Source organism: Phreatobacter sp., assembly GCF_022843985.1.
In the GTDB taxonomy this organism is placed as follows: domain Bacteria; phylum Pseudomonadota; class Alphaproteobacteria; order Rhizobiales; family Phreatobacteraceae; genus Phreatobacter.
This window is the reverse complement of sequence record NZ_JALHMP010000009.1, coordinates 19,933-45,711: the sequence shown is the minus strand read 5'-3', so window position 1 is coordinate 45,711 and position 25,779 is coordinate 19,933. Positions and strand designations below refer to the sequence as shown.

Below are 25,779 nucleotides of genomic sequence, written 5' to 3'. Positions count from 1 at the left end.
GCGCCCCGGATGCGGGTTGGATCAGGCGCGAACCAGCGGGCAGGCGTTGGCGCTGAGCGGCCGGAACGCCTCTTCGGCGGGCAGGGTCGCCAGCAGCTTGTAATAGTCCCACGGACCCTTGGATTCCGACGGCTTCTTCACCTCGAACAGATAGGCGGGGTGCATCTTGCGACCGTCGGCGCGGATCGTGCCCTTGCCGAACAGCGGATCGTCCGTCTGGTTGGCCTTCATCCAGGCCATGGCCTGCGCGGCATCCTTCGACTTGGTCGCGGCGACGGCCTTCAGGTAGTGCAGCACGGAGCCATAGACGCCGGCCTGCACCATGCTCGGCATGTTGCCGGCGCGCTGCGGGGCGAAGCGGCGGGACCAGGCCCGGGTGCTGTCGTTGAGATCCCAGTAGAAGGTCTCGGTCAGCACCAGGCCCTGGGCGGTCTGCAGGCCGAGGGCATGAACGTCGTTAACGAAGACGAGCAGGCCGGCGAGCTTCTGGCCGCCCGCCGTGATGCCGAATTCGGCCGCCTGCTTGATGGAGTTGACCGTGTCGCCGCCAGCATTGGCGAGGCCGATCACCTTGGCGCGCGACGCCTGGGCCTGCAGCAGGAAGGAGGAGAAGTCGGTGCCCGGGAAGGGGGTGCGGACCGAACCGATAACCCGGCCGCCCTGACGCTGGACGACGGCTGAGGTGTCGCGCTCGAGCGCGTGGCCGAAAGCATAGTCGGCGGTGAGGAAGAACCAGGTGTCACCACCTGCCTTCACCATCGCGCCACCGGTGCCCTGCGACAGCATGTAGGTGTCGTAGGTCCAGTGAACCGTGTTGGGCGAGCACTGGGAGCCCGTGAGATCGGACGTCGCGGCCCCCGAATTGAGGAAGATCTTGTTCTTCTCGCGGGTGATCTGGTTGACGGCGAGCGCCACCGAGGAGGTCGGCACGTCGGCGATGACGTCGACGGCGTCATTGTCGTACCACTGGCGGGCGATGTTGGCGCCGATATCGGGCTTGTTCTGATGATCGGCCGAAACGATCTGGACGTTGAGGCCCTTGGCGGCGGCGCCGAAATCCTCCACCGCCATGCGGGCGGCGATGGCGGATCCCTCGCCGGTCAGGTCGGCATAGAGACCGGAGCGGTCGTTGAGCACGCCGATCCTGATGGTGATGGGCTGCTGCGCCTGCGCCATTGAGCGGGCGGAGAAGGCGGTGGCGGCTGCGCCGGCAAGGACGGAGCGGCGGTTCATGCGGAATGTCGTCATGGTCGTATCCTCCAAAGGGGGTCCGTTCGGGTCGGTTTTTCTTGTTGTTGCGGGCTCACACGCCCAGATGGGCGTGCAGCTTGTCGATGTTCTTGTCGAGCTCGGCGTTGGGGATCATGTCCACGACACGGCCCTGCTCAACCAGGTAATGACGGTCGGCGACCGTCTGGGCGAAGCGGAAGTTCTGCTCGACGAGAATGATCGTGAAGCCTTCCCTCTTCAACCGCGCAATCGTGCGGCCGATCTGTTCGATGATGACGGGAGCGAGGCCCTCGGTCGGCTCGTCCAGCAGCAGGAACTTCGCTCCGGTTCGCAGGATCCGGCCGATGGAGAGCATCTGCTGCTCGCCGCCCGACAGCTTGGTGCCCTGGCTCTGCAGACGCTCCTTGATGTTGGGAAACAGATCGAAGATCTGCTCGACCGTCATGCCGCCGGGCTGCACCTGCGGCGGCAGCAGCAGGTTCTCCTCCACCGAGAGCGATGAGAAGATGCCGCGCTCCTCCGGCACGTATCCGATCCCCAGGCGCGCGATCTCGCGCGAGGACATGGCGACCGTTTCCGCGCCCTTGAAGCGGATGGCGCCCTGGCGCTTGCCCATGATCCCGATGATGGATTTCAGCGTCGTCGTCTTGCCCGCACCGTTGCGGCCGAGAAGGGTGACCACCTCGCCCTCGGCAACCTCGAGATTGACGCCGTGCAGGACGTGGGATTCGCCGTACCAGGCGTGCAGGTCGCGGACCTCCAGCATCGGGGCGGCCGTGACCGGGCGGGTCGTGTCCAGTGCCTCAGCCATGACCGGCTCCGATATAGGCTTCGATCACGCGCGGATCCTTCGAGACGGTGGCATAATCACCCTCGGCGAGGACCTTGCCGCGTGCCAGAACGGTAATGCGGTCGGAGAGCGAGGCGACGACAGAGAGGTTGTGCTCCACCATGAGAATGGTGCGGTTGGCCGAGACACGGCGGATCAGTTCGGAGATGCGGTCGACATCCTCGTGACCCATGCCGGCCATCGGCTCATCGAGCAACATCATTTCCGGGTCGAGCGCCAGCGTCGTGGCGATCTCCAGCGCCCGCTTGCGCCCATAGGACAGTTCCACCGCCTGATGGCGGGAGAAGTCACCGAGACCGACGGCTTCCACAAGGCGCGCCGCTTCGCCGTCAAGGGCCTTGAGCACCTGCTCGGAGTTCCAGAAGTCGAAACTGTCGCCGCGCTTGCGCTGCAGGGCGATGCGGACATTCTCCAGAACCGTCAGATGCGGAAACACCGCAGAGATCTGGAATGACCGCGCCAGACCGAGGCGGGCAATGTCGGCCGGCTTTGCCCGGGTGATGTCCTGCCCCTTGTAGGTGATGGTCCCGCGGGTGGGGATCAGGAACTTGGTCAGCAGGTTGAAACAGGTGGTCTTGCCGGCCCCGTTCGGCCCGATCAGCGCATGGATCGTGCCGCGCTTGACGGCGAGGTCGACCTCGCTGACCGCCGTGAAACCCTTGAAGTCCTTCGTCAGACCATGGGTCTGGAGGATGATGTCGTCGGACGTTCCCACCATGCACTCTGTTCTTTGCCTGAGCGTTGGCCGGCATTGCTGCATGGCACGCGAGCGCTAGTCAATCGAAATACCTGACGATCACGTCATGTCGAACGGCGGATGGCGGGGTTCCCACCCCCGCGCGCTCTTGTCGCAATCGTTCAGGGAGGGTCGCCGCGCACGGCCGAGGGCCCAAGGGAGTGCCTCGGCAAAACGGGCCCGGTCCGCCGACGGCGCGGGTTGCGCCGCCCCCCTCCCCCGCTCGACACTGGCGCCCGGGAGCAACGCCGAAAAGGACGCCGCCATGTGGGAACAGAGCCCGATCTATCCCGACCCGTCGATCGAGATCCTCGATCCACGTTTCCTCAGATACCGCCTCTTCAATGCAGCGGTCGAGCGCCTCGCCACCGGGCTGCGCTGGGGCGAGGGTCCCGTTTGGATCGGCGACCAGCGGTGCCTGCTTGTCAGCGACATTCCCAATGATCGCATCCTGCGATGGGACGAGGAATCCGGCACCACCACGCCGTTCCGGTCGCCGAGCAACAAGGCGAACGGCAATACCCGTGACCGCCAGGGCCGGCTCATCACCTGCGAGCACGGGGGCCGTCGCGTCATCCGCACCGAATATGACGGATCCATCACGGTCATCGCCAGCCATTACGGCGACCGGCGCCTCAACTCGCCCAACGATGTCGTGGTGAAATCGGACGGTTCGATCTGGTTCACCGATCCGGCCTTCGGTCTTCTGAGCCATTACGAGGGCACCGTCGCCGAGCCGGAACTGCCGCAGAACGTCTATCGCGTCGACCCGACGCGCTGCGAGATCACCGCCGTGGCCGAGGCGGTCGCCGGCCCCAACGGCCTCTGCTTCTCACCCGACGAGAAGACCTTCTACCTCGTCGAGTCGCGCGCCGCACCGCATCGCCTCATCGCCGCCTATGACGTGGCGGCCGACGGCCGCTCGATCGGCAACCGGCGCGTCTTCGCCGATGCCGGCCCCGGCGGAACACCCGATGGCATCCGCTGCGACATTGACGGCAATCTGTGGTGCGGCTGGGGCATGGGCGCTTCCACCCTCGACGGGGTCATGGTCTTCGCCCCCGACGGCACGGCCATCGGGCGGATCGCCCTCCCCGAACGCTGCGCCAATGTCTGTTTCGGCGGTCGACACCGCAACCGCCTGTTCATGGCCACCGGGCGGGCACTCTATGCGCTCTACGTCAACACGCAGGGCGCCCCCGGCGGCTGAAACGCAGACCGCCGCGCTTCTGGCGAAACGCGGCGGTCGGCAGGACCGGCAGGCGCCGGAGGGTCAGAGAACCCGTCGCGGATCGAAGGTATCGCGCAGGCCGTCGCCGATGAAATTGATGGCGAGCACCGTGATGAAGATCGCCGCGCCCGGGAACAGCGCCCAGTGCGGCGCATAGTCCAGGAAGTCCTTGGCGTCGAACAGCAGCCGTCCCCAGGTCGGGATATCCGGCGGGAAACCGAGGCCGAGGAAGGACAGCGTCGATTCCGCGATGATCGCCGCCGCAACGTCGATGGTCGCGGCCACGATCACCGGCCCCATGGCATTCGGCAGGATGTGCCGCACCACCTGCCGCGTCTTGGTGGCGCCCAGGGCCTGGGCGGCTTCAACGAATTCCTTCTCGCGCAAGGACAGAAACTGCGCCCGCACCAGGCGGGCCACGGGCATCCATCTGAGGCCGCCGATGACGATGACGATCAGGATGAAGACGCCCATCTCCACGCCGAAGACACTCTTCAGCGAGTCGCGGAACAGATAGATGATCAGCAGCAGCAGCGGCAGCTGCGGCAGCGACAGGAACAGGTCCGTCACCCACATCAGCGCCGTGTCGACCCAGCCGCGGGAAATGCCCGCGATCGCGCCGACGATGACGCCGACGATGATGGCCACGAGCATGGCGGCGAGACCCACGGCGAGCGAGATGCGCCCGCCATAGATCATCCGCGCGAGCAGGTCCTGTCCAAGGTCGTCGGTGCCGAAGGGATGGGACCACGAAGGTCCCTGGAGCCGCGCCGTGAAATCGATGTCGTCGATGGCGACCGGCCAGAGCCAGGGGCCGATGATGACGGCAACGATGATGCTGAGCAACGCAACGCTGCTCGCCACCGCCAGCTTGTGGCGGCGGAACTTGCGCCAGGCGTCGACCCACGGCGAGACATGCTCGGCGGTGACGACGGCTCCGATCGGGGCCACCGCCGGATCAGCGGAAGGCGATGCGGGGGTCGAGCCAGCCATAGAGGACATCTGCAATCAGGTTAAAGGTCACGACGAGACAGGCGAAAACAAAGGTCACCGCCATGATGACGGGTGTGTCATTGGCGAGAATGGCGCTGATCAGCAGCGAGCCGATCCCCGGGATACGGAAGATCTGCTCGGTGACGATGGCACCGCCGAAAACGGTCGGCATCTGCAGCGCGACGAGCGTCACCACGGGGATCAGCGCATTGCGCACCACATGCCGCACGACGACGGTCTTCTCGCCGAGCCCCTTGGCACGGGCCGTGGTGACGTAATCGAGACGGATGACGTCGAGAACGGCGGAACGCACATAGCGGGTGTAGGAGGCGGCCTGGAAAAGACCGAGCACCATGACGGGCATGATGGCCTGCCGGATCTGTTCCCAGTACCAGCGCCAGCCCGTCGCCGAAATGTCGGAGCGGTAGACGAAGGGCAGCCAGTCCAGCCAGATCGAGAAGACGAGGATGAACAAGAGGCCGGTGAAGAAGGTCGGCAGCGAGAAGCCGATGAAGGCGAAGGTGTTGGCGATCTGGTCGAAGATCGAATAAGGCCGCGTCGCCGCATAGATGCCCACGGGCAGCGCGATGGCCAGCGCCAGGATCTGCGACGAGCCGATAACGAAGATCGTCGCCGGCAGGCGCTGCAGGATCAGCGTGTCCACGTCGACGCGACTGGCGAAGGAAAAGCCCCAGTCGCCCTGCATCATCGCCGCCAGCCAGCGGAAATAACGCAGATAGACCGGATCATCGATGCCGAACTTCTCCCGAAGTGCGAGACGCACCTCGGGAGGGATGTTCGGGTTGGTGGCCATCTCCTCGAAGGGATCGCCGGGAGCCAGGGCCAGCACCGTGAACAGCACGACGCTGATGCCGAGCAGGCTCGGAAGGGCGATCAACAATCGCCGGACGAGATAGGTACCCATGAAAGCTGTGCCTGGTTCCTCTTGAGCGGGACCTGACGCCGGATGGCGTCAGGGCCGGAACCACGCATTGAGCATCCACAGATCCAGGTCCCAGCCGCTGGGCTGGACCACCAGATTGTTGCTGGAGGCCGCCATGCGGGTGCGGGCGAGGACGGGAACGATGATGTTCTCGCCGCAGAAGATGTCGTTCATGCGGATGAAGAGCGCCGTGCGGCGGGCCGGATCGAGCGAGTTCTGCGCTTCCCGGAAAGCGGCGTCGGCCTCCGCGCTGGAATAGCGCGAGATGTTCCGGCCCTGCCACTTGTTGTCCTTGTTGGCGATCTCCCACGAGACCAGCTGGAGCATGAACCGCTCGGGGTCCGGCTGCAGCATGGTCGTCGTGTACATCTGCATGTCACAGTAGAACTTGGAGTAGGTGTCCGGGTTGGCGACATCCGAGGAGAAGAACACCGAAGCCGTCACCGACTTCAGTTCGATGTCGATGCCGGCACGCTGGGCGGCCTGCTTGACGATCGCCTGGTTCTTCTGACGGGGGGCGTTGATCGACGTCTGGTAGACGTATTTCAGCTTGTTGCCGCCCTTGGCGCGGATGCCATCGGCGCCCCGGACCCAGCCGGCATCGTCAAGGATCTTGTTCGCCTTGTCGATGTTGAACTCATATTTCATGTTCGGCGACACGTAGCGCGGCGGGGCATTGACGAAATTCGCCGTCGCCCGGCCGCCGCGGCCGTAGATGAACCTCTGCACGGAGTCGCGGTCGATCAGCAGGTTGATCGCCGCGCGCACGGCCGGATCGGTCAGCGTCGGGTGCTTGGTCTTGACGCTCGAGCGCTCGCCGTCGACCTCGGTCCACGGATCGGTCGTGTTGAGCATGATGAACTCGATATTGCCGCTGGAGACCGGGATGGCCTTGCCGCGGCCACCGCGCTCCATGCGCAGGAGGATTTCGTCCTCCACCTGCATGTTCCAGGCATAATCGAACTCGCCGGTCTGGATGACGGCGCGGGCCGCCGAAACGGCATCGCCGCCACCCTTCACCTCGATCGTGTCGAAATGGGGCTGGTTGGCGATGTGGTAGTCGGCATTGCGCTCGCCGCGCAGGATGTCACCCGGCTTGAAATCGATGAACTTGTAGGCGCTGGTGCCCACCGGCCTCAGGTTGGCCGGCGCGTCGCGGGAGGCAGCGCCCTTGAACGGCTCGAAGATGTGCTTGGGAAGGATCATGCCGGCGGCGCCGACGAAGGCGTCAGCCCAGAACGGCGTCGGCTTGGCGAAGGTGATCTTGATCGTGAGGTCGTTGATCTTCTCGATCTTGATGTCCTTGTAGGTGCCGATGGTGGTGGCGGCGGTCGCCGGATCGGCGGCATAGGCGGCGGTGAAGAGGCAGTCGTCGGCGGTGAAGGGCTTGCCGTCGTGCCACTTGACGTTGGGCTTCAGCTTCCAGGTGACCGAGAGGCCGTCAGCGGAGACGCTGCCGTTCTCGCGGCTCGGAATCTCGGCGGCGAGGAAGGGAATGAGGTTGCCGTCGGTGTCCCAGCCGGCGAGCGGCTCGTAGAAGACGCGGGAGCCTTCCTGGTCCTTGGTGCCGATGGCGAAATGCGGGTTGAGAAGGGTCGGTGCCTGCCAGAGCAGGATCTTCAGCGGACCGCCGCCGCCGGCCTTGGTCGGCTTGTAGGCCGTCAGCGACTGGGCCTGCGCCACGCCGTGGAAGTCAAGGATATGCCAGGCGGTCGGCGCGGCCACGCCGAAGGCGGCGAGGCGCTGCATGAAGCCGCGGCGGGAGAGCTTGCCCTCCTTGACGTCGGCGACCATGTCGTGGATTTCGGTCTCGTTCATCGCAATCACTCCTCGCAAACGTGCTGGGCGAGCCACTCTGGTCGGGCCGGTTTATGGTTCCGGCGCGCGAAGCGGCGATCGGAGCGTTTTCGGCTGCGGAAGTCAACGCGAATTCACGCGATGTCCACGGTGCAGCCGCAATCTGACCTTGATCCAGGCACGGTGCCCCATGTGAGCGCAGCACTTTGCCGCGGCAGCGTGCAGCCGCAGGGCGCCGTCTTCCCCGGGCGACCCGCCCTATTCGGCCGCGTGCCGCGGCGCGACGAGGAACCCACCCGACTGCCGCGCCCAGAGCTGCGCGTAGAGGCCGCCGCGCGCCAGCAGCCCGTCATGGGTGCCCTCCTCGACGATGCGGCCCTGATCCAGCACCACGAGCCTGTCCATGATCTTCAGCGTCGACAGGCGGTGGGCGATGGCGATCACCGTCTTGCCGGTCATCAACTCGCCAAGGCTCTCCTGGATCGCCGCCTCCACTTCACTGTCGAGAGCGGCCGTCGCCTCGTCGAGGATCAGGATCGGCGCATCCTTGAGGATGACGCGGGCGATGGCGATGCGCTGGCGCTGCCCGCCGGAGAGCTTGACACCCCGCTCCCCGACATGGGCGTCGTAGCCGGTGCCCCCGCCAATGTCCCGCAGGTCCGGAATGAACCCGGCGGCATGCGCCCGCGCCGCGGCGGCCTCCATCACCGCCGCGCCGGCCCCGGGGTTGCCATACATGATGTTGTCGCGGATCGACCGGTGCAGCAGCGACGTGTCCTGCGTGACCACCGAGATCGCCTGTCGCAGGCTCTCCTGGGTGACGGAACGGACGTCCTGTCCGTCGATGGTGATCTGACCCCGCTCGACATCGTGGAAGCGCAGCAGGAGGTTGACCAGCGTCGACTTGCCCGCGCCGGAACGGCCGATGAGACCGACCTTCTCGCCGGGTTTCACCCTCAGCGACAGATCGTGGACGACCGGCCGGTCAGGCCGCCCGTAGCCAAAACTGACGTGATCGAAGACGATGTCGCCGCCGGCGACGGCGAGGGGCTGCGCCCCCGGCTCGTCCTGCATGGCGAGCGGCCGGGCGATCGAGCCCATGCTCTCCTGCACGACGCCGACATTCTCGAAAATGCCCTGGATCTCGGCAGCGACCCAGCCCGACATGCTGATGATCTGGATGGTGAGCGGCAGGACCATGGCGACCGCCCCGATCTCCACCTGGCCGGCCTGCCAGAGCATCACCGCAAGCGTGCCGACGGCGGCGAGCAACACGGCATTGAGAACGTTGAGCAGCACCGTGAACAGCGTGTTGATGCGGTGCTGGGCGAGGAACGCGGTGTTCATCTCCACCATGCTATCGCGGATGTAGCGATCCTCTTCCGCCGTGCGGGCGAACAGTTTCACCGTCTGGATGTTGGTGTAGCTGTCGACGACCTTGCCGGTGACGGCCGAGCGCTTGGCGGACGCCGTGCGGGCCTTGTCCCGCAGCCGCGGAACCATGGCGGCGAGCAGGATCACATAGAGGCAGAACCAGGCGAAGATGGGCAGCGCCAGCCGCCAGTCCTGCGCCATCATCAGGCCGGTCGCCGCGACACCGTAGAACAGGATGTGCAGCACGGAACGCATGGTGGCGAGAGCGGTCTCGCGCACGCCGCCGCCCGCCTGCATGACGTGGTTGGCGATGCGTCCGGCGAAGTCGTTCTGGAAGAAGCTCAGCGACTGACGCGCAACGTGATGGTGGCTCTGCCAGCGCGTCAGGGTGTTGAGCGGGCCGGAAATGCCGTGGTTGGAAATGGCCCGCTGGACGAAGAGCACCAGCGGCCGCACGACGGGCACGACGAAGAGCATGACGGCGAAGGTCGGCCCGGCCGTGGCGAACAGCTGCTCGCGGGGCGTCTCGGTGAGGATCGCCACCATCCGGCCGATGAAATAGGGAATGGCCGTCTCGACCACGGCGGCGATCATGCCCACGACGACGAGCGCGGCGAACAGCCACCGGGCCTGACGGATGAAGTACCAGAAGAAGGCGAGGAGACCGGCCGGCGGCCCGTCGCCGGGCGGCAGGGCGACGGGATCGATGCGGGTTTCCAAATAGCGCAGCATGAAAGCGGATGTCCGGGCAAAAGCATGAGGCCCCCGACGGCGGCGGCGCGCGGGGACGACTCATGGGAACGGGCGAAAACGATGGACGATCAGTGTGACGCAGGCGCGGTCCTGCGTCGACCCTCGCGAGGCTTACGCGCGGCGGCTGCTGACAGATCGTGGCGACCGCCCCGTCCCATGCAGAAACCCCGGCCTTTCGACCGGGGCTCCGCTGGCGCTGCGAGGATGATGGGGACCAGTCACTCGCAGATGCGCACCGTCTGGCGCCGCATGCCGTAGGGGGTGTCGACCCAGCGGCGGGTCAGGTAGCAGTCGCGGGCATAGCCGTAGCCGTAGGCATGGGCGCGGGAGGAGGCGAGGGCGCCGCCGACGATGAGGCCGGTGGCGAGGGCGCCGACGCCCCAGCCGAGGTGGCGGCGGTGGAACGGGCCGGCTTCGGCCTGGGAGGCGACACCAACCGTGACGGTGGCGGCGGCGAGGGCGGCGATGGCGAGGGTCTTGAAGCGGTTCATGGCGAGGGTCCTTCGGGGTCTGGGGGGCTCGTGTGCCCCGGTCCTCCATGGGTTGCGCCAGCCGCCAAAAAGGTTCGGGCACGCCGCGATTTTTTTTCGCGACGGGCCCGCAGGAGGTTTGACGGTGGATCGCCTCAGGCCGTCGAGACGAGCTGCCCGTAATCCGCCACCTGCGCCAGATGGTGATCGGCATCGCCGAACAGCGTGTCGATCATCGTCAGCCGCTTGAAATAGTGCCCGGCCTTGTACTCCATCGTCATGCCGATGCCGCCATGCAGTTGGATGCCCTGCTGGCCGATGAACTTCGCCGAGCGGCCGATCTGCACCTTGGCGGCGGAGGCGAGGGCCCGTCGCTCGGTCGCGTCCTCGGTGCTGGCGGTCATGGCAGCAAACATGGCCATGGAGCGGGCCTGTTCGAGCGCAACGAACATTTCCGCCGCGCGGTGCTGCAGCGCCTGGAAGCCGCCGATCGGGACGCCGAACTGCTTGCGCTGCTTGAGATAGTCGACGGTCAGGTCGGTGAGCTCGCTCATCGCGCCCACGGCCTCGGCACAGAGCGCGGCGATCGCCTCGTCGGCCACCGCTTCCAGCACCGGCAACCCGCCCTCCGGATCGCCGAGGATGCCGTCCGCATCGACGCGGACACCCGACAGGGTGATCTCGGCGGCGTGGGTGCCGTCCTGGGTCGGGGACGAGCGCCGGATCAGGCCTTCCGCATCCGCCGCCACGATGAACAGTCCGATGCCGCCACGGTCGCGACGGCTTCCCGCGGACCGCGCCGAGACGATGATCCGGTCGGCGGTGCCGCCGTGGACCACGACCGCCTTCTCGCCGTCGAGGACATAGGAGGCGCCGTCCTTCTTCGCCGTGGTGGTGACGTCGAACATGTCGTAGCGCGAGTGCCGGTCGGTGGTGGCGAGCGCGAAGGTCCGCGCCCCCTCGGCGATGGCGGCGATGTGCTCGGCCTTCTGTGCGGCGGAACCGGCCCGCTTCACCACGCCGCCGCCGAGAATGACGGTGGCGAGATAGGGCTCGAGCACGAGATGTTTGCCGAAGCTCTCGGCGAGCAGCATGGTCTCCACCGCGCCACCGCCGAAACCGCCGTCGTCCTCGGCGAAGGGCAGGCCGAGGAGGCCGAGCTCGGCGAACTTGGCCCAGACCTCCGGGCTCCAGCCGCCCGGCAGGGCCGCGATCTTCTTGCGGCTCTCGAAATCATAGGTGTCGGACAGGAAGCCCTCCACCGAGTCCTTCAGGAGCTGCTGTTCTTCGGAGAGATCGAAATCCATGGGAGGAGCCTGTCGGTGCGGTTCCGCGCGAGCTGAAGCTTCAAGGTCGTCATGCCCGGCCTTGTGCCGGGCATGACGACTTCATTCAGCGGCGGTTGTGTTCAAAGTCGTGGATGGCCGGGACAAGCCCGGCCATGACGGAGTGGGGGCCAACCTGGGGCAGCCCATGAGGCTCAAAGCCCGAGCACCGCCTTGGCGATGATGTTCTTCTGGATCTCGTTGGAGCCGCCATAGATCGACACCTTGCGCACGTTGAAATAGGTCGGTGCGATGGTCTGGGCCCATTCCGGCCCGATCGGCGGCTCGTTCGATCCCGGCTCCTCCGGCGCAAAGGGCGCCGCATGGGGGCCGATCACCTCCATCAGCAATTCGGTCGTCGCCTGCTGCAGCTCCGAACCCTTGATCTTCAGCACGGAGGACGCCGGGTCGGGCTTGCCCTTCTCGCGCTTCTTCTCGCCGGCGATGACGCGCAGCTGGGTGATCTCCAGCGCCTTCAGCTCGATCTCCACCTCGGCGATCTTCTCGCGAAAGCGCTGGTCCTCGATCAGCGGCCGCCCGGCGCGCTGCTCGATCGCCGCCATCTCCTTGATCTTGCGGATGCGCTGCTTGGAGATGCCGACCCGGGCGATGCCGGTGCGCTCGTTGCCGAGCAGGAACTTCGCGTAGTCCCAGCCCTTGTTTTCCTGGCCGACGAGGTTCTCCAGCGGCACCTTCACGTCGTCGAAGAAGACCTCGTTGACCTCATGGCCACCGTCGATGGTCTGGATCGGCTTCACCGTGATGCCCGGCGACTTCATGTCGACCAGAATGAAGGAAATGCCCTCCTGCTTCTTCACGGAGGCATCGGTGCGGGCGAGGACGAAGATCCAGTCGGCATACTGGCCGAGCGTCGTCCAGGTCTTCTGGCCGTTGATCACCCAATGGTCGCCGACCTTCTCCGCCTTGGTCTTGAGGCCTGCGAGATCGGAACCGGCTCCCGGCTCGGAGAAGCCCTGGCACCACCAGTCGTCGAGACTGGCGATGCGCGGCAGGAAGCGCTTCTTCTGCGCCTCGGAGCCGAACGTGTAGATGACCGGGCCGACCATCGAGGTGCCGAAGGCGAGCGGCGGCGGCGAGGGCGCCATCATCATCTCCTCGAGGAAGATGTACTGCTTCACCGCGTCCCAGCCCGTGCCGCCATATGGGACGGGCCAGTGGGCGACGCCCCAGCCCTTGTCGTTCAGCGTCTTCTGCCAGAAGACGATGTCGTCGCGGGTGGGATGGTGGCCGGCGGCGAGCTTCTCGCGCAGCGCCTTCGGCAGCTTGGCGTCGATGAAGGCGCGCACCTCCTTGCGGAAGGCGATCTCCTCGTCGGTGAACCTCAGTTCCATGCGGACCTCCCTGGACGGGCCGCGCCGGCGAGGCGCGGGCGTCTGTCATCCTCGCCCGAAAACATACCCGAGCGAATGTTTCTTCTCCGCATTGAAGCCCCATGGGACCGGGAAGGCAACAGGAACCTGTGCCGCAGCCCTCCATCGAAGGAGGGGCGCCGCATGGCTGCCGCCACGCTGCCGCCGAGCGGTGGCGCAGGCGCCGTGGCACAGTCAGGCCACAACAGGGAGACACGGCAATGGCCTTCGACTTCAAGGGGAAACGCGTGGTGGTCTGCGGCGGCAGCCGCGGCATCGGCCGGTCCATCGCGCTGGGCTTTGCCGCGGCGGGCGCGGGGGTGTCCATCTGCGCACGCGGCGAGGACGGCCTGAAGGCCACCGCCGCCGAGATGGCCGCGCATGGTGCCATCACCCACTTCGCGCCCTGTGACCTCGCCGATGGCGCCGCCATCGCGGCCTTTATTCCCGCCGCGGCCAAAGCGCTGGGCGGCATCGACGTGCTCGTCAACAACGCCTCCGGTTTCGGCATCGGCGATACCGAGGACGGCTGGGCCAAGGGCCTCAACGTCGACGTCATGGCCACCGTCCGCGCCAGCCATGCGGCGATGACCTTCCTCGAAGGCGCGAAAGGGGCCTCGATCATCAACATCGCCTCGATCTCGGGCTATCGCCCGTCGATCCGAACGGCGGCCTATGCGGCGGTGAAGGCGGCGGTGATCCAGTACACGACGAGCCAGGCCGCCGCGCTGGCGCCCAAGGGAATCCGCGTCAACTGCGTTGCCCCCGGCTCGATCGAGTTTCCCGGCGGCACCTGGGAGGCGCGCCGCACCTCCGACCCGGCGCTCTACAACAAGGTCCTCGGCGCCATCCCCTTCAACCGGCTCGGCACGCCCGAGGAGATCGCCAGCGTCGTCATGTTCCTCGCTTCGCCCTATGCGAGCTGGATGACGGCACAGACTCTCGTCGTCGATGGCGGCCAGTTGCTGGGATGAAACGAAAAAGGCGGGCGCCGGGCCCGCCTTTCGTCATCCCTGGAGACGGCCTCACGCCAGCGTGTAGGCGGTCTTCACCGTGGTGTAGAACTCGCGGGCATAGGAACCCTGCTCGCGCGGGCCGTAGCTCGAGCCCTTCCGGCCGCCAAAGGGCACGTGATAGTCGACGCCGGCCGTCGGCAGGTTGACCATCACCATGCCGGCCTCCGAATTGCGCTTGAAGTGCGAGGCATATTTCAGCGACGTGGTGCAGATGCCCGAGGACAGGCCGAACTCGGTGTCGTTGGCGACCGCCAGTGCTTCCTCGTAGTCCTTCACGCGCAGCACGGCGGCGACGGGGCCGAAGATCTCCTCGCGCGCGATGCGCATGGAATTGTTGACGTGGGTGAACAGCGCCGGCTGCAGATAGAAGCCGGGAGTCTCACGGTTCAGCCGCTCGCCGCCCCAATGGAGCTTGGCGCCCTCGTCGCGGCCGATGGCAATATACTTCTCGTCCTGACCGAGCTGGCTCTCGTCGACGACCGGGCCGATATGGGTGCCAGCCTTCATCGCATCGTCCACCACGAGGCCCTTCAGCCGCTCGGTCATCGCATCGACGAAGCGGTCATGGATTCCTTCGGTGACGATGAGGCGCGAGGAGGCCGTGCAACGCTGGCCGGTCGAGAAGAAGGCGCCGTTGGCGGCACATTCCACCGCCACCGCCAGATCGGCATCGTCGAGCACAACGAGCGGGTTCTTGCCACCCATCTCGAGCTGCACCTTCTTCATCGGCGTGGCGGCGACGCAGGCCGCGGCAACGCGCCGTCCCGTGGCAACAGAGCCGGTGAAGGAGATGGCGGCCACATCGGGATGTTCCAGCATGGCCTGGCCGACCACTGAGCCGCGGCCCATGACGATGTTGAGCACACCCTTCGGCAGGCCGGCACGGTTGAGGATGTCGACCAGCGCCCAGGCCGAGCCGGGAACCAGGTCGGCCGGCTTGATGACAACGGTGTTGCCATATGCCAGCGCCGGGGCGAGCTTCCAGGCGGGAATGGCGATGGGGAAGTTCCAGGGCGTGATCAGGCCGATGACGCCGACCGCCTCGCGGGTGATCTCGATGCCGACGCCGGGGCGGATGGAATTGACCAGCTCGCCATTGAGGCGCAGCGCCTCGGCGGCGAAGAAGGAAAGGATCTGCCCGGCACGCGTCACCTCGCCGATGCCCTCCGGCAGGGTCTTGCCCTCCTCGCGGGAGAGCAGGGCGCCGAGCTCTTCCTTGCGCGCCATCACCTCGTTCGAGGCCTTCATCAGCACGTCGTAGCGCAGTTGCGGATTGGAACGGCTCCAGGCCGGGAAGGCTTCCTTGGCGGCGGCGACGGCGGCCTTCAGGTCCTCGACACCGCCTTGCGCATAGTCGCCGACGACCTCGTTGGTGTTGGACGGATTGAGGTTGGGCGCGGCCTTGGCCGGAGAAACGAACTCGCCGGCAATGAAATTGCGGAACACGGTGGTCATGGGCCTAGCCTCCTCGCACGAACGTCGAAGGACCGGTTCGGACGAGAGGTCCGCCCGGTCCGCATCGGGGGCGGCACAAAACCATACTTGGCGCACCGCGACCAGACCGCAGGCCATGCATGACGTGCGGCACGGCCTCGCGGCGAGCGCTCAGCGGACAGAGGCACCGGCCGCGCGCATTTGCGCCATGAGCGCGGCGACCTTGTCGGCCGTCAACCCGCCGACACCCCCGATGATCGTCTCGCGGACCGGCTTCACCCCGATGAAGGCGAGAATGTTCCGCTTCAGCGCCCGCAGGCTATGGGCGAAGAAGAACCAGCGATAGGCCAAGGCCGGCATGCCCATGGTGACGACGATATGGGCCGTCCGCCCGGTCATGAGCTTTTCCGGAAAGCCCTTGTCCCGGTAGCGGAAGGCGAAGCCCGGCCGGCAGACCTGTTCGAAGAAGGCCTTGAGCAGGGCGGGCATCGAACCAAGCCAGAGCGGGTAGAGGATGACCCAGTTCTCGGCCCAGGCCAGGGTTTCCTGGGCCCTGGCGACATCGCCCTTGCCCGTCCCGGTCTCGAAATCGACCTGTGTCCTGAGATAGGGGATCTCCAGCACCGAGAGGTCGAGGGTACGGACGGCATGGCCGGCCTCCTCCGCCCCGCTCGCATAGGCTGCTGCCAGCGTGCGGCAGAGCCTGTCGGACGCGGGGTCCGGATGCCCGATGATCACCGCGATGCGGCACGGGGCCATGGTTCAGCCCTTCCCGTCGGGCGCCACCACCGCCGCCGCGTTGCGCGCGACCTCCTGCAGATGCATGGCCTCATCGGCATAGACGCCCATCGTCTCGACGGCGAAGTGCAGCTCCACCTCGATGAACTCCAGGGGTGAGCCGACCTTCGACCAGGCGCGGATGCGCTCGGCATGGGCCTTGAGGCGTTCCGCGGCGAAATCGCGGAGCTCGGCGCCAACCGCCGAGGCGACGGCCGGCATGGTGGCGGAGAAGGTCACGGCAGCGGCGGCGTCGTACAGCTTGTCGAAGCGCAGGTGGGCAGGAGTCCTGGCGAGCATGGCGTGCTCCATCGTGGATGAAGCATCATCCATGCATGCGGCCGCCGCAGTGGTCGCTGCGCTGGATCAAGCGTTGGAGTCGCCCCCCTTGGCCGCGACCCGACAGGGGAGCCCTGTCATGCCGGCTGTCCCCTTCCGCAAGGCCCGGAAACAATCCTAGTCTGCCCTCCCCTTGCGACTGCCCCCGGACAGCCCATGCCCAGACCGCGCCCCTCGACCGCGCTCGACCATATCCGCGTCCTCGACCTCACCCGGGTGCGCGCCGGACCGACCTGCTGCCGGGTGCTCGCCGATTTCGGGGCGGACGTCATCAAGGTGGAGGCGCCGCCCGGGGTTGATCCGAACGAGAACATGTCGGGCGATCGCCATGGCTTCGACATGCAGAACCTGCATCGCAACAAGCGGTCGCTGACCCTCAATCTCAAGACGGCCGAGGGCCGGGCCGTCTTCCTGAAGCTGGTCGAGACCGCCGACGTCGTGGTCGAGAACTACCGTCCCGACGTCAAGGACCGCCTCGGCATAGGCTACGAGACCCTGAAGGCGGTCAATCCGCGCATCATCCTCGCCTCGGTCTCCGGCTTCGGCCAGACCGGACCCTACCGCACCCGCGCCGGCTTCGACCAGATCGCCCAGGGGATGGGCGGCCTCATGGCGATCACCGGCCATGCCGGCCAGGGCCCGATGCGCGCCGGCATCGCGGTCGCCGATTCCGCCGCCGGCGTCTATGCCGCCACCGGCATCCTCGTCGCCCTCGCCGAGCGCGAGAAGTCCGGCGAGGGGCAATGGGTGCAGACCTCGCTGCTGCAGGCGATGATCGCCATGTGCGACTTCCAGGCCGCCGTCTACACCGTCGACGGCAAGGTGCCGCCGCAGAACGGCAACGATCATCCCCATTCCACGCCCATGGGCGTGCTGCCGACATCCGATGGCTACATCAATGTCGGCGTCGGCGGCGAGGGCCAGTGGAAGAGCTTCTGCAAGGCGGTCGGCCGCGACGACCTCGCCAGCCATCCCGACTATGCCGACGCCAAGCTGCGCTTCCGCAACCGCCCGGCGCTGATGGGGCTCCTCGGCGACCTCTTCCGCACCCGGCCGACGGCGCACTGGCTGGACAGGCTGGAGAGCGAAGGTGTCCCGGCCGGGCCGATCTACACCATGGACGAGGTCTTCACCGATCCGCAGGTCGACCATATCGGCATGGCCGTGCCGGTGCACCATCATGCGCGCGGCGACATCCGGCTGATCGCCCAGCCCCTCGTCATGTCGCGCACCCCTCCGGCCATCGAGACCCCGGTGGCCGAGCCTGGAGAACATACCGCCGAGGTGCTGGCCGAGGCCGGCTTTTCGACCGGTGACGTGGCGCGCCTGCGCGCCGCCAAAATCATCTGATTTCCGCCTGAAAGGACATGCCGTGACCGAACCCGCCCCGCACACGCCCTCCGTCCGCTACGCCGTGGCGGATGGGATCGCCACGCTCACCATCGACCAGCCCGCCAAGATGAACGCCATGACCTTCGACATGTGGGCGAGCGTTCCCGGCCTGGTGAAACTGGCGGAGGAGGATCGCTCCGTCCGCGTCATCGTCGTCACCGGCGCCGGCGACAAGGCTTTCTGCGCCGGCGCGGATATCTCCCAGTTCGGCGCCAAGCGCACCGGCGAGGAGGCCGTGCGCGCCTATGACGAGGCGGTGGCCAACGGCATGGCCGCCATCCACGATGCCGCCAAGCCGACGATTGCCGTGATCCGCGGCATCTGCTTCGGCGGCGGCTGCGCCCTGGCGCTGACCTGCGACCTGCGCTTCGCCACAGCCGATTCCCGCTTCCGTGTGCCGGCCGCCCGGCTCGGGCTCGGCTATGGCTTTTCCAGCATCAAAATGATGGTGAAGAAGCTCGGCACGGCCGCCGTCGCCGATATCCTCATCTCGGCGCGCATCCTCGATGCTGCCGACGGCGAGCGCGCCAATGTCATCCACCGCGCCTGGCCGCGCGACAGTTTCGAGGCCGAGGTGAAGGCCTATCTCGCCACGGTCGCGGCCAATGCCCCCCTGACCCTCGCCGCGATCAAGCGCTCGCTGGTCGAACTGTCGCGGCCCGAAGCCGAGCAGGACGCCGAGGCCGTCGATGCCCTCGTCGCCCGCTGCTTCGCCTCGGCCGACTACAAGGAGGGCCAGAAGGCGTTCCTCGACAAGCGCCTGCCCGCCTTTAGGGGCGAATAGGGAGCACGGCCATGGATCTCGGTCTCGCCGGCAAGAAGGTCATCGTCACGGGCGCGTCGAAGGGGATCGGGCGCGCCTGTGCCGAGGTCTTCGCGCGCGAGGGCGCGCAGGTTGTCATGGTGGCGCGCGACCCGGCCCGGCTCGCCGTTGCTGCGGCGGAGATCCAGGCCCGGCATCAGGGGCCGGTCGAGATCACCAGCGCCGATCTCTCCCGTGCCGCCGACCGCGAGGCGCTCTGGGCCAACCACACCGACGCCGACATCCTCGTCAACAATGCCGGCGCCATCCCCGCCGGTGGCCTGCTCGACCTCTCCATGGAAACCTGGGAGGAGGCCTGGGCGCTCAAGGTGATGGGCTACATCCATCTGACCAAACTGGCCCTCGGTGGCATGAAGGCGCGCGGTGGCGGCGTCATCGTCAATATCATCGGCATGGCCGGCCGCCTGCCGCGCTACAACTATGTCTGCGGCGGCGCCGGCAATGCGGCGCTGATGGCTTTCACCGGCGCGGCCGGCGGCAAGTCGCAGGAATGGGGCGTCCGCATCTTCGGCATCAACCCGGCCGGGACCCGCACCGACCGCATCATCTCGCTGTCCAAACAAAGGGCAATTGACGCTTTCGGCGACGACAGCCGCTGGGAGGAGATGCTCACCGACCTGCCGCTCGGCCGCCTCATCGACCCCCGGGAAATCGCCAATGCGGCGGCGTTCCTCGCCTCTCCGGCCTGTGGCTATGTCTCCGGAGCGACGCTGGATATCGACGGCGGACTGGCATTCAAGGGCTGAGGGGCTCACGTTCCGGGGCTTGGCTCATGTCTTGCTTATGATACAAGCCTTTGTGAAGGCAGCCCTGCGCCATGTTCCGGCGAGGGCTTGGAAGGATGACCCTGGACCATGTCGCGCTTTACCACCCGGCCCGAGATCGACGGCACGTTCGGCGTCGTGACGACGACGCACTGGATCGCCTCGGCTGTGGCCATGGGCATCCTCGAGCGCGGCGGCAACGCCTTCGATGCCGGCTGCGCCGCGGCCTTCACGCTGCAGATCGTCGAGCCGCACCTGAACGGCCCCGGCGGCGACGTGCCGGTCATTCTCTATGATGCGAAAAAGGACGCGGTGGAAGTCATCTGCGGCCAGGGCCCGGCCCCGGCGGGCGCCACCATTACGCAATACCGCTCCCTCGGCCTCGACCTCGTGCCCGGGACCGGCCTCCTGGCCACCTGCATTCCCGGGGCCTTCGACACCTGGATGCTGATGCTGCGCGACTACGGCACCATGCGCCCGCGCGACGTGCTGGAGGCGGCCATCTTCTATGCCCGCCACGGCTATCCCCTGGTCTCGCGGATCACCGAGACCATCGCCACCGTCGAGGGTCTCTTCCGCGAGCACTGGCCCTCCTCGGCAGCGGTCTATCTGCCCGGCGGCCACGTGCCGGAGCCCGGCGACCTCTTCACCAACGTCAAGCTCGCCGAGACCTATGAGCGCGTGCTGCGCGACTGCGAGGGCGGCACCCGCGAGGAGGAGATCGCCCGCGCCCGCCGCATCTGGAGCCAGGGCTTCGTCGCCGAGGCCATCGACCGCTACTGCCGCACCGAGGCGGTCTTCGACGTCACCGGACAGCACAATCGCGGCGTCCTGACCGGCCAGGACATGGCGACCTGGTCGGCCTCGGTCGAGGCGCCGATCCATTACGATTACGGCCGCTACCGCGTCTTCAAGCCGAGCACCTGGAGCCAGGGCCTCGCCTGCCTGCAGCAACTGGCGCTGGTGAAGGGCATGGGCCTCGACGCCATGCCGGTGACCGGCCCGGATTTCGTCCATGTCATCACCGAGGCCGCCAAGCTCGCCTTCGCCGACCGCGAGGCCTTCTACGGCGACCCGGCCTTCGTCGATGTGCCGATCGAGACCCTGCTCTCCGACGCCTACAATGCCGAACGCCGCAAGCTGATCGGCGACACCGCGTCGCTGGAGCTGCGGCCGGGCACGATCGCCGGGGCCGGCGGCAAGGTCGATGCCCGCATCGCCTCGGGCAAGCGCGTGGCCGTGGGGGCCACGGGCGCCGGCGAACCGACCGTCGGCGACATCGACACCGATCCCAACGGGGTGACGCGCGGCGACACCGTGCATTTCGACATCATCGACCGCTGGGGCAACATGGTCTCCTCGACCCCTTCCGGCGGCTGGCTGCAATCCTCGCCCATCATCCCCGATCTCGGCTTCTGCCTCGGCTCCCGAGCCCAGATGTTCTGGCTCGACGAGAGCCATCCCGCGGCCCTGCAGCCCGGCCGGCGCCCGCGCTCCACCCTCACACCCACCCTCGCCTATCGTGACGGCGCCCCCTACCTCGCCTGGGGTTCGCCCGGCGGCGACCAGCAGGACCAGTGGATCCCGCAGATGTTCCTGCGTCATGTCCATGCCGGCATGAACCTGCAGGAGGCGATCGACGCCCCCGCCTGGCATACCGAGCATTTCCCCGGCTCCTTCTGGCCACGCACCTCGCGGCCAGGCATCATCGTCGTCGAGAGCCGCTTCCCGCAGGCGACCATCGACGAGCTCCGCCGCCGCGGCCACGAGGTCGAGATCGGCGGCGCCTGGTCGGAAGGCCGGCTGACCGCCGCGCGCCGGGAAGGCCATCGCCTGAAGGCCGCCGCCAATCCGCGCGGCATGCAGGCCTATGCGATCGGACGATGAGGACAACGCCATGAGGAGCGCGCCATGACCTGGTCGATCATCGCCACGGACGAGGCTACCGGCGCCAAGGGCATCGCGGTGGCGACGCGCGCCTTCGCCGTCGGCTCCATCGTTCCTCATGTCGATTCCGATCACGGCGCGGTCGCCACCCAGGCTCTCGCCAATCTCACCTATGGCCCGCGGGGTCTGAGGCTGCTGCGCGAGGGATTGCCGGCGGCCGAGGTGCTGCGCGTCCTCATCGCCTCGGACGGCGGCGCCAGCCAGCGCCAGGTCCACATCATGGACAGCGCCGGCCGCTTCGCCGCCCATACGGGTGCCGACTGCATCGGCTGGTGCGGCCACGCGGTTCACGACGGATTTTCGGTCGCCGGCAACATGCTGGCGGGACCCGAGGTCATCGCCGAGACGGCGCGGGTCTTCGCCGCGCACGCCAACCTGCCCTTCCCGCGGCGGCTGATCACCGCCATGCAGGCGGGCGAGGCCGCCGGCGGCGACAAGCGCGGCAAGCAGTCGGCCGCGCTTCTGATCCACACCACCGAGGACTATCCCTTTCTGTCGCTGCGCGTCGACGACCACGCCGAGCCACTGGCGGAACTCGACCGCCTTGAGCAGGTCTGGCGTCAGCGCGCCAAGCACTTCAACGCCCTTCTCGCCACCCGCCGCGACCTGACCGGGACCATCGACCGCGACGTCATCAACGCCGCCATCGACGCCGCTCTCGCCCGCGAGGCGGGCGGCTGACCCGACCACCCCACCACCCCAGAAGAGCGCCAGAGGCGCCGAACCGACAGAGGACAGGACCCATGACCACCTTGCGACGGACACTCACCTGGACGGCCAGCGCCTTCCTTCTCGCAGCCTCGCTCACCGGCGCCGCCGCCCAGCAATCCGTGCTGCGCATCGGCCTCGCCGAGGACCCGGATGTCCTCGACCCGACCCGCGGCCGGACCTATGTCGGGCGCATCGTCTTCGCCTCGATCTGCGACAAGCTCTTCGACATCGACGACAAGCTGAACATCGTCCCGCAGCTCGCCCTGTCGCATGAGACCTCGGCCGACGGCCTGACGGTCACCATCAAGCTCCGCCCGGGCGTGAAGTTCCACGACGGCGAGGCCATGGACGCCGAGGCCGTGAGGTTCTCTCTTGATCGCCACATGAACATGCAGGGCTCCTTCCGCCGGCCCGAGCTCTCCGCCATCGACAAGGTCGAGGTGGTCGATCCCCTCACGGTCCGTCTGGTGCTGAAGCAGCCCTTCTCGCCGCTCCTGTCGCAACTCACCGATCGTGCCGGCATGATCGTCAGCCCCAAGGCCGCCCGCGAACTGGGCGAGCGCTTCGGCTCGACGCCCGTCTGCGCCGGCCCCTACCGCTTCGTCGAGCGCGTCCAGCAGGACCGCATCGTCGTCGAGCGTTTCGCAGACTACTGGAACAAGGACCAGGTCACGATCGGCCGGATCGAGTACCGTCCGATCGCCGATGCCACCGTGCGTCTGGCCAACCTGCGCTCGGGCCAGCTCGACCTGATCGAGCGGGCCCTCGCCACCGACATTCCGCAGATCCGCGCCAATGCCCAGTTGCGCATGGCCGTCGGTGTCGACCTCGGCTACCAGGGCGTGACGCTGAACATCGCCAAGTCCGATGCCGGCAAGCAGGCCTTCGGCCGTGACCCGCGCATCATCCAGGCCTTCTCGCTGGCCATCGACCGGGAGGCCCTGAATCAGGTCGTGTTCAACGGTGCTGCCATGCCGGGTAACCAGTGGATCAACCCGCAGAACCCCTATTACCAGTCCCGCTTCCCCGTGCCGCAGCGCGACATCGCACGGGCTCGCCAGCTCATGCAGGCGGCCGGCGTCACCGGTCCTCTCGCCGTCGATTTCATGGTGCCGAACAACCCGGAGGTCCGGCAGATCGCCGAGGTGCTGCAGGCCATGACGGCGGAGGCCGGCTTCGACCTGAAGATCCGCGTCACCGAGTTCGCCACCTCGCTGCAGGAGGCAGAGCAGGGCCGCTACCAGGCCTATATGCTCAACTGGTCGGGCCGCACCGATCCGGACGGCAACCTGTTCTCGTTCCACGGCTGCCGCCAGCCGCTGAACTATTCGGGCTATTGCAACCCGGCGGCCGACGCGCTCCTCAATGAAGCGCGGACCAAGACCGATCCGGCCGAGCGCAAGGCGGTCTACGAGAAGCTGACCGAGATCCTCCTCGCCGAGGGCGGGATCGTCTATCTCTACCACCGGCCCGTGGTCATCGTGCATGCGGCCCGCCTCGAAGGCTTCCGCGCCTTCCCTGACGGCCTGGTGCGCGTCGTCGGCCTGCGCTTCCGCGGCAACTGACGGCCCGCCATGTTCACGCTTATCACCAAAAGGCTCATCCAGCTCATCCCGACCATCTTCTTCGTGTCGGTGCTGATCTTTCTCCTGCAGCAATTGCTGCCGGGGGATCCTGCGCTCGTCATGGCGGGCGAGGAGAAGGACCCGGAGGTGATCGAGCAGATCCGCAAACGCTACCGGCTCGACCAGCCGCTGCCGATCCAGTACCTCGCCTGGATCGGCGGCGTCTTCCAGGGTGACCTCGGGGAGAGCATGCGCCTGTCCGAGCCGGTGTCGACCCTCGTCGCCCAGAAACTGCCCGTCACGATCCAGCTCGCCGTCATGGCGATGATCTTCACCCTCGGCATCGGCATTCCCGCCGGCATCATCTCGGCTGTGAAGAAGGACACCGCCTGGGATTATGTGGTGAACGTCGTCGCCCTCTGGGGCATCTCCACGCCGAACTTCTGGCTCGGCATCATGCTGATCTTCCTGTTCTCCGTGCAGCTCGGCTGGCTGCCGGCATCGGGCTATGTCTCGCCCTTCGAGGACTTCTGGGCCTCCATGGCGGCGACGATCATGCCAGCCTTCGTGCTCGGCAATTCCTTCGCCGGCGTGATCATGCGCCATACCCGCGCTGCGATGCTCCAGGTGATGGAGAGCGACTATGTCCGCACCGCCCGCGCCAAGGGGCTGGACGAGCGCACCGTCATCCTCAAGCACGGACTGCGCAATGCCTTGACCCCGGTGATCACCCTCGGCGCGCTGGAATTCGGCACGCTGCTGTCCGGCGCGGTGCTCACTGAGCAGATCTTCTCCATTCCAGGCTTCGGCAAGCTCATCGTCGACGCCGTGTTCAACCGCGACTATGCCGTGGTGCAGGGCGTCGTCCTGGTGACCGCCACCACCTATATCGTGCTGAACCTTCTGGCCGATATCGGCTATATCCTCGCCAACCCGCGCCTGAGGACCTGAGCCATGGCCCTCACCTCGACCGGCGTCGGCGCTCCCGTGCGCGAGACCTTCGAGAGCCCCGGCGCCAGAGCCTGGCGGCGGCTGAAGAAGCGGCGCACCGCCATGGTGGCGCTCGTCCTCCTGGTGCTGCTGGCGCTGCTCGCCATCTTCGCCCCCTTCATCGCCACCCACGACCCGACGCAGCAGAGCTGGCGCGCCGTGCGCCAGGCGCCCTCGCTCACCCACTGGTTCGGCTCCGACGAGGTCGGCCGCGACATCTTCTCGCGGGTGGTTTACGGCACCCGCGCCTCGCTCTCCGCCGGGGTCATCTCCGTGGCGATCGCCATCGTCGCCGGCGTGCCGCTCGGGCTCCTGGCCGGCTATGTCGGTGGCTGGACCGACGCGCTGATCTCGCGCGTCACCGATGCCATGCTGGCCTGCCCCTTCCTGATCCTCGCCATCGCGCTGGCGGCCTTCCTCGGCCCCTCTCTGCAGAACGCCATGATCGCCATCGGCATCACCGCGACGCCGGTCTTCGTGCGGCTGACCCGCGGCCAGGTGCTGTCGATCAAGACGGAGGACTATGTCGAGGCGGCCCGCGCCGTGGGCAACACCCGGCTCCGCATCGCCTGGAAGCACATCCTGCCCAATGTCATGCCGCAGCTCCTTGTCCAGGGCACGCTGACCATCGCCACCGCGATCATCGCCGAGGCCTCCCTGTCCTTCCTCGGCCTCGGCCAGCAGCCGCCCGCCCCCTCCTGGGGCTCGATGCTCAATGTCGCCCAGCGCTTCCTGTCCAACGCGCCGTGGATGGCGATCTTCCCCGGCATCGCCATCTTCATCACGGTGCTGAGCTTCAACCTGTTCGGCGACGGCCTGCGCGACGCGCTGGATCCGAAGGCGAAGTGAGGGGCGGCCGAGGCTCTTCGACCGAAGGGCGCCCGCAATCCGTCATGCCCGGGTTTATCCCGGGCATCCACGACTTGACCTCCGCCCTTTGAAAATTCGT

23 protein-coding genes are annotated in these 25,779 nt (G+C 67.1%); 10 read left to right on the top strand and 13 right to left on the bottom strand.

Annotation, left to right across the window (positions count from 1 at the left end):
* Window positions 1–21: 21 nt before the first annotated feature.
* The 3 genes from Q0C57_RS08255 to Q0C57_RS08245 all read right to left on the bottom strand — a co-directional run bounded on the left by Q0C57_RS08255 (window position 22) and on the right by Q0C57_RS08245 (window position 2,798).
* Window positions 22–1,176 carry an ABC transporter substrate-binding protein gene (locus tag Q0C57_RS08255; protein ID WP_296575007.1) on the bottom strand — a complete coding sequence of 385 codons (1,155 nt, stop codon included), beginning with the start codon at window positions 1,174–1,176 and terminating at the stop codon, window positions 22–24.
* Window positions 1,177–1,303: 127 nt separating this feature from the next.
* On the bottom strand, window positions 1,304–2,041 hold the full coding sequence (locus tag Q0C57_RS08250) for an ABC transporter ATP-binding protein (protein ID WP_296574800.1): 738 nt from the start codon (window positions 2,039–2,041) through the stop codon (window positions 1,304–1,306).
* A complete protein-coding gene (locus Q0C57_RS08245) occupies window positions 2,034–2,798 on the bottom strand; it encodes an ABC transporter ATP-binding protein (RefSeq protein ID WP_296574798.1) in 765 nt (254 codons plus the stop codon). The genes Q0C57_RS08250 and Q0C57_RS08245 overlap by 8 nt, the downstream gene beginning before the upstream one ends.
* 283 nt (window positions 2,799–3,081) lie before the next feature.
* Between Q0C57_RS08245 and Q0C57_RS08240 the strand changes: the two genes are divergently transcribed.
* A complete protein-coding gene (locus Q0C57_RS08240; protein WP_296574795.1) occupies window positions 3,082–4,026 on the top strand; it encodes an SMP-30/gluconolactonase/LRE family protein in 945 nt (314 codons plus the stop codon).
* 63 nt (window positions 4,027–4,089) lie between these two features.
* On the opposite strand, the gene Q0C57_RS08235 is transcribed toward Q0C57_RS08240, so the two are convergent.
* The 7 genes from Q0C57_RS08235 to pimC form a co-directional block, all read right to left on the bottom strand.
* A complete protein-coding gene (locus Q0C57_RS08235; RefSeq protein WP_296574792.1) occupies window positions 4,090–5,040 on the bottom strand; it encodes an ABC transporter permease in 951 nt (316 codons plus the stop codon).
* Window positions 5,006–5,965, bottom strand: coding sequence for an ABC transporter permease (locus Q0C57_RS08230; RefSeq protein ID WP_296574789.1), 960 nt, complete (start codon window positions 5,963–5,965; stop codon window positions 5,006–5,008). The genes Q0C57_RS08235 and Q0C57_RS08230 overlap by 35 nt, the downstream gene beginning before the upstream one ends.
* Window positions 5,966–6,013: 48 nt before the next feature.
* Entirely contained in the window at window positions 6,014–7,801 is a 1,788-nt protein-coding gene (locus Q0C57_RS08225; RefSeq protein WP_296574786.1) for a peptide ABC transporter substrate-binding protein, read from the bottom strand.
* Window positions 7,802–8,038: 237 nt separating this feature from the next.
* Entirely contained in the window at window positions 8,039–9,886 is a 1,848-nt protein-coding gene (locus Q0C57_RS08220) for an ABC transporter ATP-binding protein (protein ID WP_296574783.1), read from the bottom strand.
* 239 nt (window positions 9,887–10,125) lie between these two features.
* Window positions 10,126–10,398 (bottom strand): hypothetical protein, encoded by a 273-nt coding sequence (locus Q0C57_RS08215; protein ID WP_296572122.1) that lies wholly within the window; start codon window positions 10,396–10,398, stop codon window positions 10,126–10,128.
* A gap of 134 nt (window positions 10,399–10,532) precedes the next feature.
* Window positions 10,533–11,684 carry an acyl-CoA dehydrogenase family protein gene (locus tag Q0C57_RS08210; protein WP_296574780.1) on the bottom strand — a complete coding sequence of 384 codons (1,152 nt, stop codon included), beginning with the start codon at window positions 11,682–11,684 and terminating at the stop codon, window positions 10,533–10,535.
* A 173-nt stretch (window positions 11,685–11,857) separates the two neighbouring features.
* Window positions 11,858–13,054 carry a pimeloyl-CoA dehydrogenase large subunit gene (gene pimC / locus Q0C57_RS08205; protein ID WP_296574778.1) on the bottom strand — a complete coding sequence of 399 codons (1,197 nt, stop codon included), beginning with the start codon at window positions 13,052–13,054 and terminating at the stop codon, window positions 11,858–11,860.
* A gap of 239 nt (window positions 13,055–13,293) precedes the next feature.
* On the opposite strand from pimC, the gene Q0C57_RS08200 reads away from it, so the two are divergent.
* Window positions 13,294–14,046, top strand: a complete 753-nt coding sequence (locus Q0C57_RS08200) for an SDR family oxidoreductase (protein WP_296574776.1) — start codon at window positions 13,294–13,296, stop codon at window positions 14,044–14,046.
* A gap of 51 nt (window positions 14,047–14,097) precedes the next feature.
* Here Q0C57_RS08200 and Q0C57_RS08195 read toward each other — a convergent pair whose 3' ends face one another.
* The 3 genes from Q0C57_RS08195 to Q0C57_RS08185 form a co-directional block, all read right to left on the bottom strand.
* Window positions 14,098–15,543: an aldehyde dehydrogenase family protein gene (locus tag Q0C57_RS08195; protein WP_296574774.1), complete on the bottom strand. Its 1,446-nt coding sequence runs from the start codon at window positions 15,541–15,543 to the stop codon at window positions 14,098–14,100.
* A 150-nt stretch (window positions 15,544–15,693) separates the two neighbouring features.
* Complete coding sequence (locus Q0C57_RS08190; protein ID WP_296574772.1) at window positions 15,694–16,281, bottom strand: NAD(P)H-dependent oxidoreductase; 588 nt, start codon at window positions 16,279–16,281, stop codon at window positions 15,694–15,696.
* Window positions 16,282–16,284: 3 nt separating this feature from the next.
* Window positions 16,285–16,599 carry a hypothetical protein gene (locus Q0C57_RS08185; RefSeq protein WP_296574767.1) on the bottom strand — a complete coding sequence of 105 codons (315 nt, stop codon included), beginning with the start codon at window positions 16,597–16,599 and terminating at the stop codon, window positions 16,285–16,287.
* Between the two features lie 195 nt (window positions 16,600–16,794).
* On the opposite strand from Q0C57_RS08185, the gene Q0C57_RS08180 reads away from it, so the two are divergent.
* The 8 genes from Q0C57_RS08180 (at window position 16,795) to Q0C57_RS08145 (ending at window position 25,679) form a co-directional block, all read left to right on the top strand.
* On the top strand, window positions 16,795–17,988 hold the full coding sequence (locus Q0C57_RS08180) for a CoA transferase (RefSeq protein WP_296574764.1): 1,194 nt from the start codon (window positions 16,795–16,797) through the stop codon (window positions 17,986–17,988).
* A gap of 22 nt (window positions 17,989–18,010) precedes the next feature.
* Window positions 18,011–18,814 (top strand): enoyl-CoA hydratase, encoded by an 804-nt coding sequence (locus tag Q0C57_RS08175; protein WP_296574761.1) that lies wholly within the window; start codon window positions 18,011–18,013, stop codon window positions 18,812–18,814.
* A gap of 11 nt (window positions 18,815–18,825) precedes the next feature.
* Window positions 18,826–19,599, top strand: a complete 774-nt coding sequence (locus Q0C57_RS08170; protein WP_296574758.1) for a short-chain dehydrogenase/reductase — start codon at window positions 18,826–18,828, stop codon at window positions 19,597–19,599.
* 108 nt (window positions 19,600–19,707) lie between these two features.
* Window positions 19,708–21,504 (top strand): gamma-glutamyltransferase family protein, encoded by a 1,797-nt coding sequence (locus tag Q0C57_RS08165; protein ID WP_296574755.1) that lies wholly within the window; start codon window positions 19,708–19,710, stop codon window positions 21,502–21,504.
* A 24-nt stretch (window positions 21,505–21,528) separates the two neighbouring features.
* Window positions 21,529–22,245, top strand: coding sequence for a DUF1028 domain-containing protein (locus tag Q0C57_RS08160; protein ID WP_296574752.1), 717 nt, complete (start codon window positions 21,529–21,531; stop codon window positions 22,243–22,245).
* Window positions 22,246–22,307: 62 nt separating this feature from the next.
* The gene (locus tag Q0C57_RS08155) at window positions 22,308–23,840 is read left to right on the top strand and encodes an ABC transporter substrate-binding protein (RefSeq protein ID WP_296574747.1); all 1,533 of its coding nucleotides are present in this window, start codon (window positions 22,308–22,310) and stop codon (window positions 23,838–23,840) included.
* Window positions 23,841–23,849: 9 nt separating this feature from the next.
* Window positions 23,850–24,791: an ABC transporter permease gene (locus tag Q0C57_RS08150; RefSeq protein WP_296574744.1), complete on the top strand. Its 942-nt coding sequence runs from the start codon at window positions 23,850–23,852 to the stop codon at window positions 24,789–24,791.
* 3 nt (window positions 24,792–24,794) lie between these two features.
* Entirely contained in the window at window positions 24,795–25,679 is an 885-nt protein-coding gene (locus Q0C57_RS08145) for an ABC transporter permease (RefSeq protein WP_296574741.1), read from the top strand.
* Window positions 25,680–25,779: the final 100 nt, after the last annotated feature.

Excerpts from the sequence above, each read along its gene's own strand:
- Q0C57_RS08255 (WP_296575007.1), bottom strand. The coding sequence starts at position 1,176 with ATGGCGCAGGCGCAGCAGCCCATCACCATCAGGATCGGCGTGCTCAAC.
- Q0C57_RS08250 (WP_296574800.1), bottom strand. The coding sequence starts at position 2,041 with ATGGCTGAGGCACTGGACACGACCCGCCCGGTCACGGCCGCCCCGATG.
- Q0C57_RS08245 (WP_296574798.1), bottom strand. The coding sequence starts at position 2,798 with ATGGTGGGAACGTCCGACGACATCATCCTCCAGACCCATGGTCTGACG.
- Q0C57_RS08240 (WP_296574795.1), top strand. The coding sequence starts at position 3,082 with ATGTGGGAACAGAGCCCGATCTATCCCGACCCGTCGATCGAGATCCTC.
- Q0C57_RS08235 (WP_296574792.1), bottom strand. The coding sequence starts at position 5,040 with ATGGCTGGCTCGACCCCCGCATCGCCTTCCGCTGATCCGGCGGTGGCC.
- Q0C57_RS08230 (WP_296574789.1), bottom strand. The coding sequence starts at position 5,965 with ATGGGTACCTATCTCGTCCGGCGATTGTTGATCGCCCTTCCGAGCCTG.
- Q0C57_RS08225 (WP_296574786.1), bottom strand. The coding sequence starts at position 7,801 with ATGAACGAGACCGAAATCCACGACATGGTCGCCGACGTCAAGGAGGGC.
- Q0C57_RS08220 (WP_296574783.1), bottom strand. The coding sequence starts at position 9,886 with ATGCTGCGCTATTTGGAAACCCGCATCGATCCCGTCGCCCTGCCGCCC.
- Q0C57_RS08215 (WP_296572122.1), bottom strand. The coding sequence starts at position 10,398 with ATGAACCGCTTCAAGACCCTCGCCATCGCCGCCCTCGCCGCCGCCACC.
- Q0C57_RS08210 (WP_296574780.1), bottom strand. The coding sequence starts at position 11,684 with ATGGATTTCGATCTCTCCGAAGAACAGCAGCTCCTGAAGGACTCGGTG.
- pimC (WP_296574778.1), bottom strand. The coding sequence starts at position 13,054 with ATGGAACTGAGGTTCACCGACGAGGAGATCGCCTTCCGCAAGGAGGTG.
- Q0C57_RS08200 (WP_296574776.1), top strand. The coding sequence starts at position 13,294 with ATGGCCTTCGACTTCAAGGGGAAACGCGTGGTGGTCTGCGGCGGCAGC.
- Q0C57_RS08195 (WP_296574774.1), bottom strand. The coding sequence starts at position 15,543 with ATGACCACCGTGTTCCGCAATTTCATTGCCGGCGAGTTCGTTTCTCCG.
- Q0C57_RS08190 (WP_296574772.1), bottom strand. The coding sequence starts at position 16,281 with ATGGCCCCGTGCCGCATCGCGGTGATCATCGGGCATCCGGACCCCGCG.
- Q0C57_RS08185 (WP_296574767.1), bottom strand. The coding sequence starts at position 16,599 with ATGCTCGCCAGGACTCCTGCCCACCTGCGCTTCGACAAGCTGTACGAC.
- Q0C57_RS08180 (WP_296574764.1), top strand. The coding sequence starts at position 16,795 with ATGCCCAGACCGCGCCCCTCGACCGCGCTCGACCATATCCGCGTCCTC.
- Q0C57_RS08170 (WP_296574758.1), top strand. The coding sequence starts at position 18,826 with ATGGATCTCGGTCTCGCCGGCAAGAAGGTCATCGTCACGGGCGCGTCG.
- Q0C57_RS08165 (WP_296574755.1), top strand. The coding sequence starts at position 19,708 with ATGTCGCGCTTTACCACCCGGCCCGAGATCGACGGCACGTTCGGCGTC.
- Q0C57_RS08160 (WP_296574752.1), top strand. The coding sequence starts at position 21,529 with ATGACCTGGTCGATCATCGCCACGGACGAGGCTACCGGCGCCAAGGGC.
- Q0C57_RS08155 (WP_296574747.1), top strand. The coding sequence starts at position 22,308 with ATGACCACCTTGCGACGGACACTCACCTGGACGGCCAGCGCCTTCCTT.
- Q0C57_RS08150 (WP_296574744.1), top strand. The coding sequence starts at position 23,850 with ATGTTCACGCTTATCACCAAAAGGCTCATCCAGCTCATCCCGACCATC.
- Q0C57_RS08145 (WP_296574741.1), top strand. The coding sequence starts at position 24,795 with ATGGCCCTCACCTCGACCGGCGTCGGCGCTCCCGTGCGCGAGACCTTC.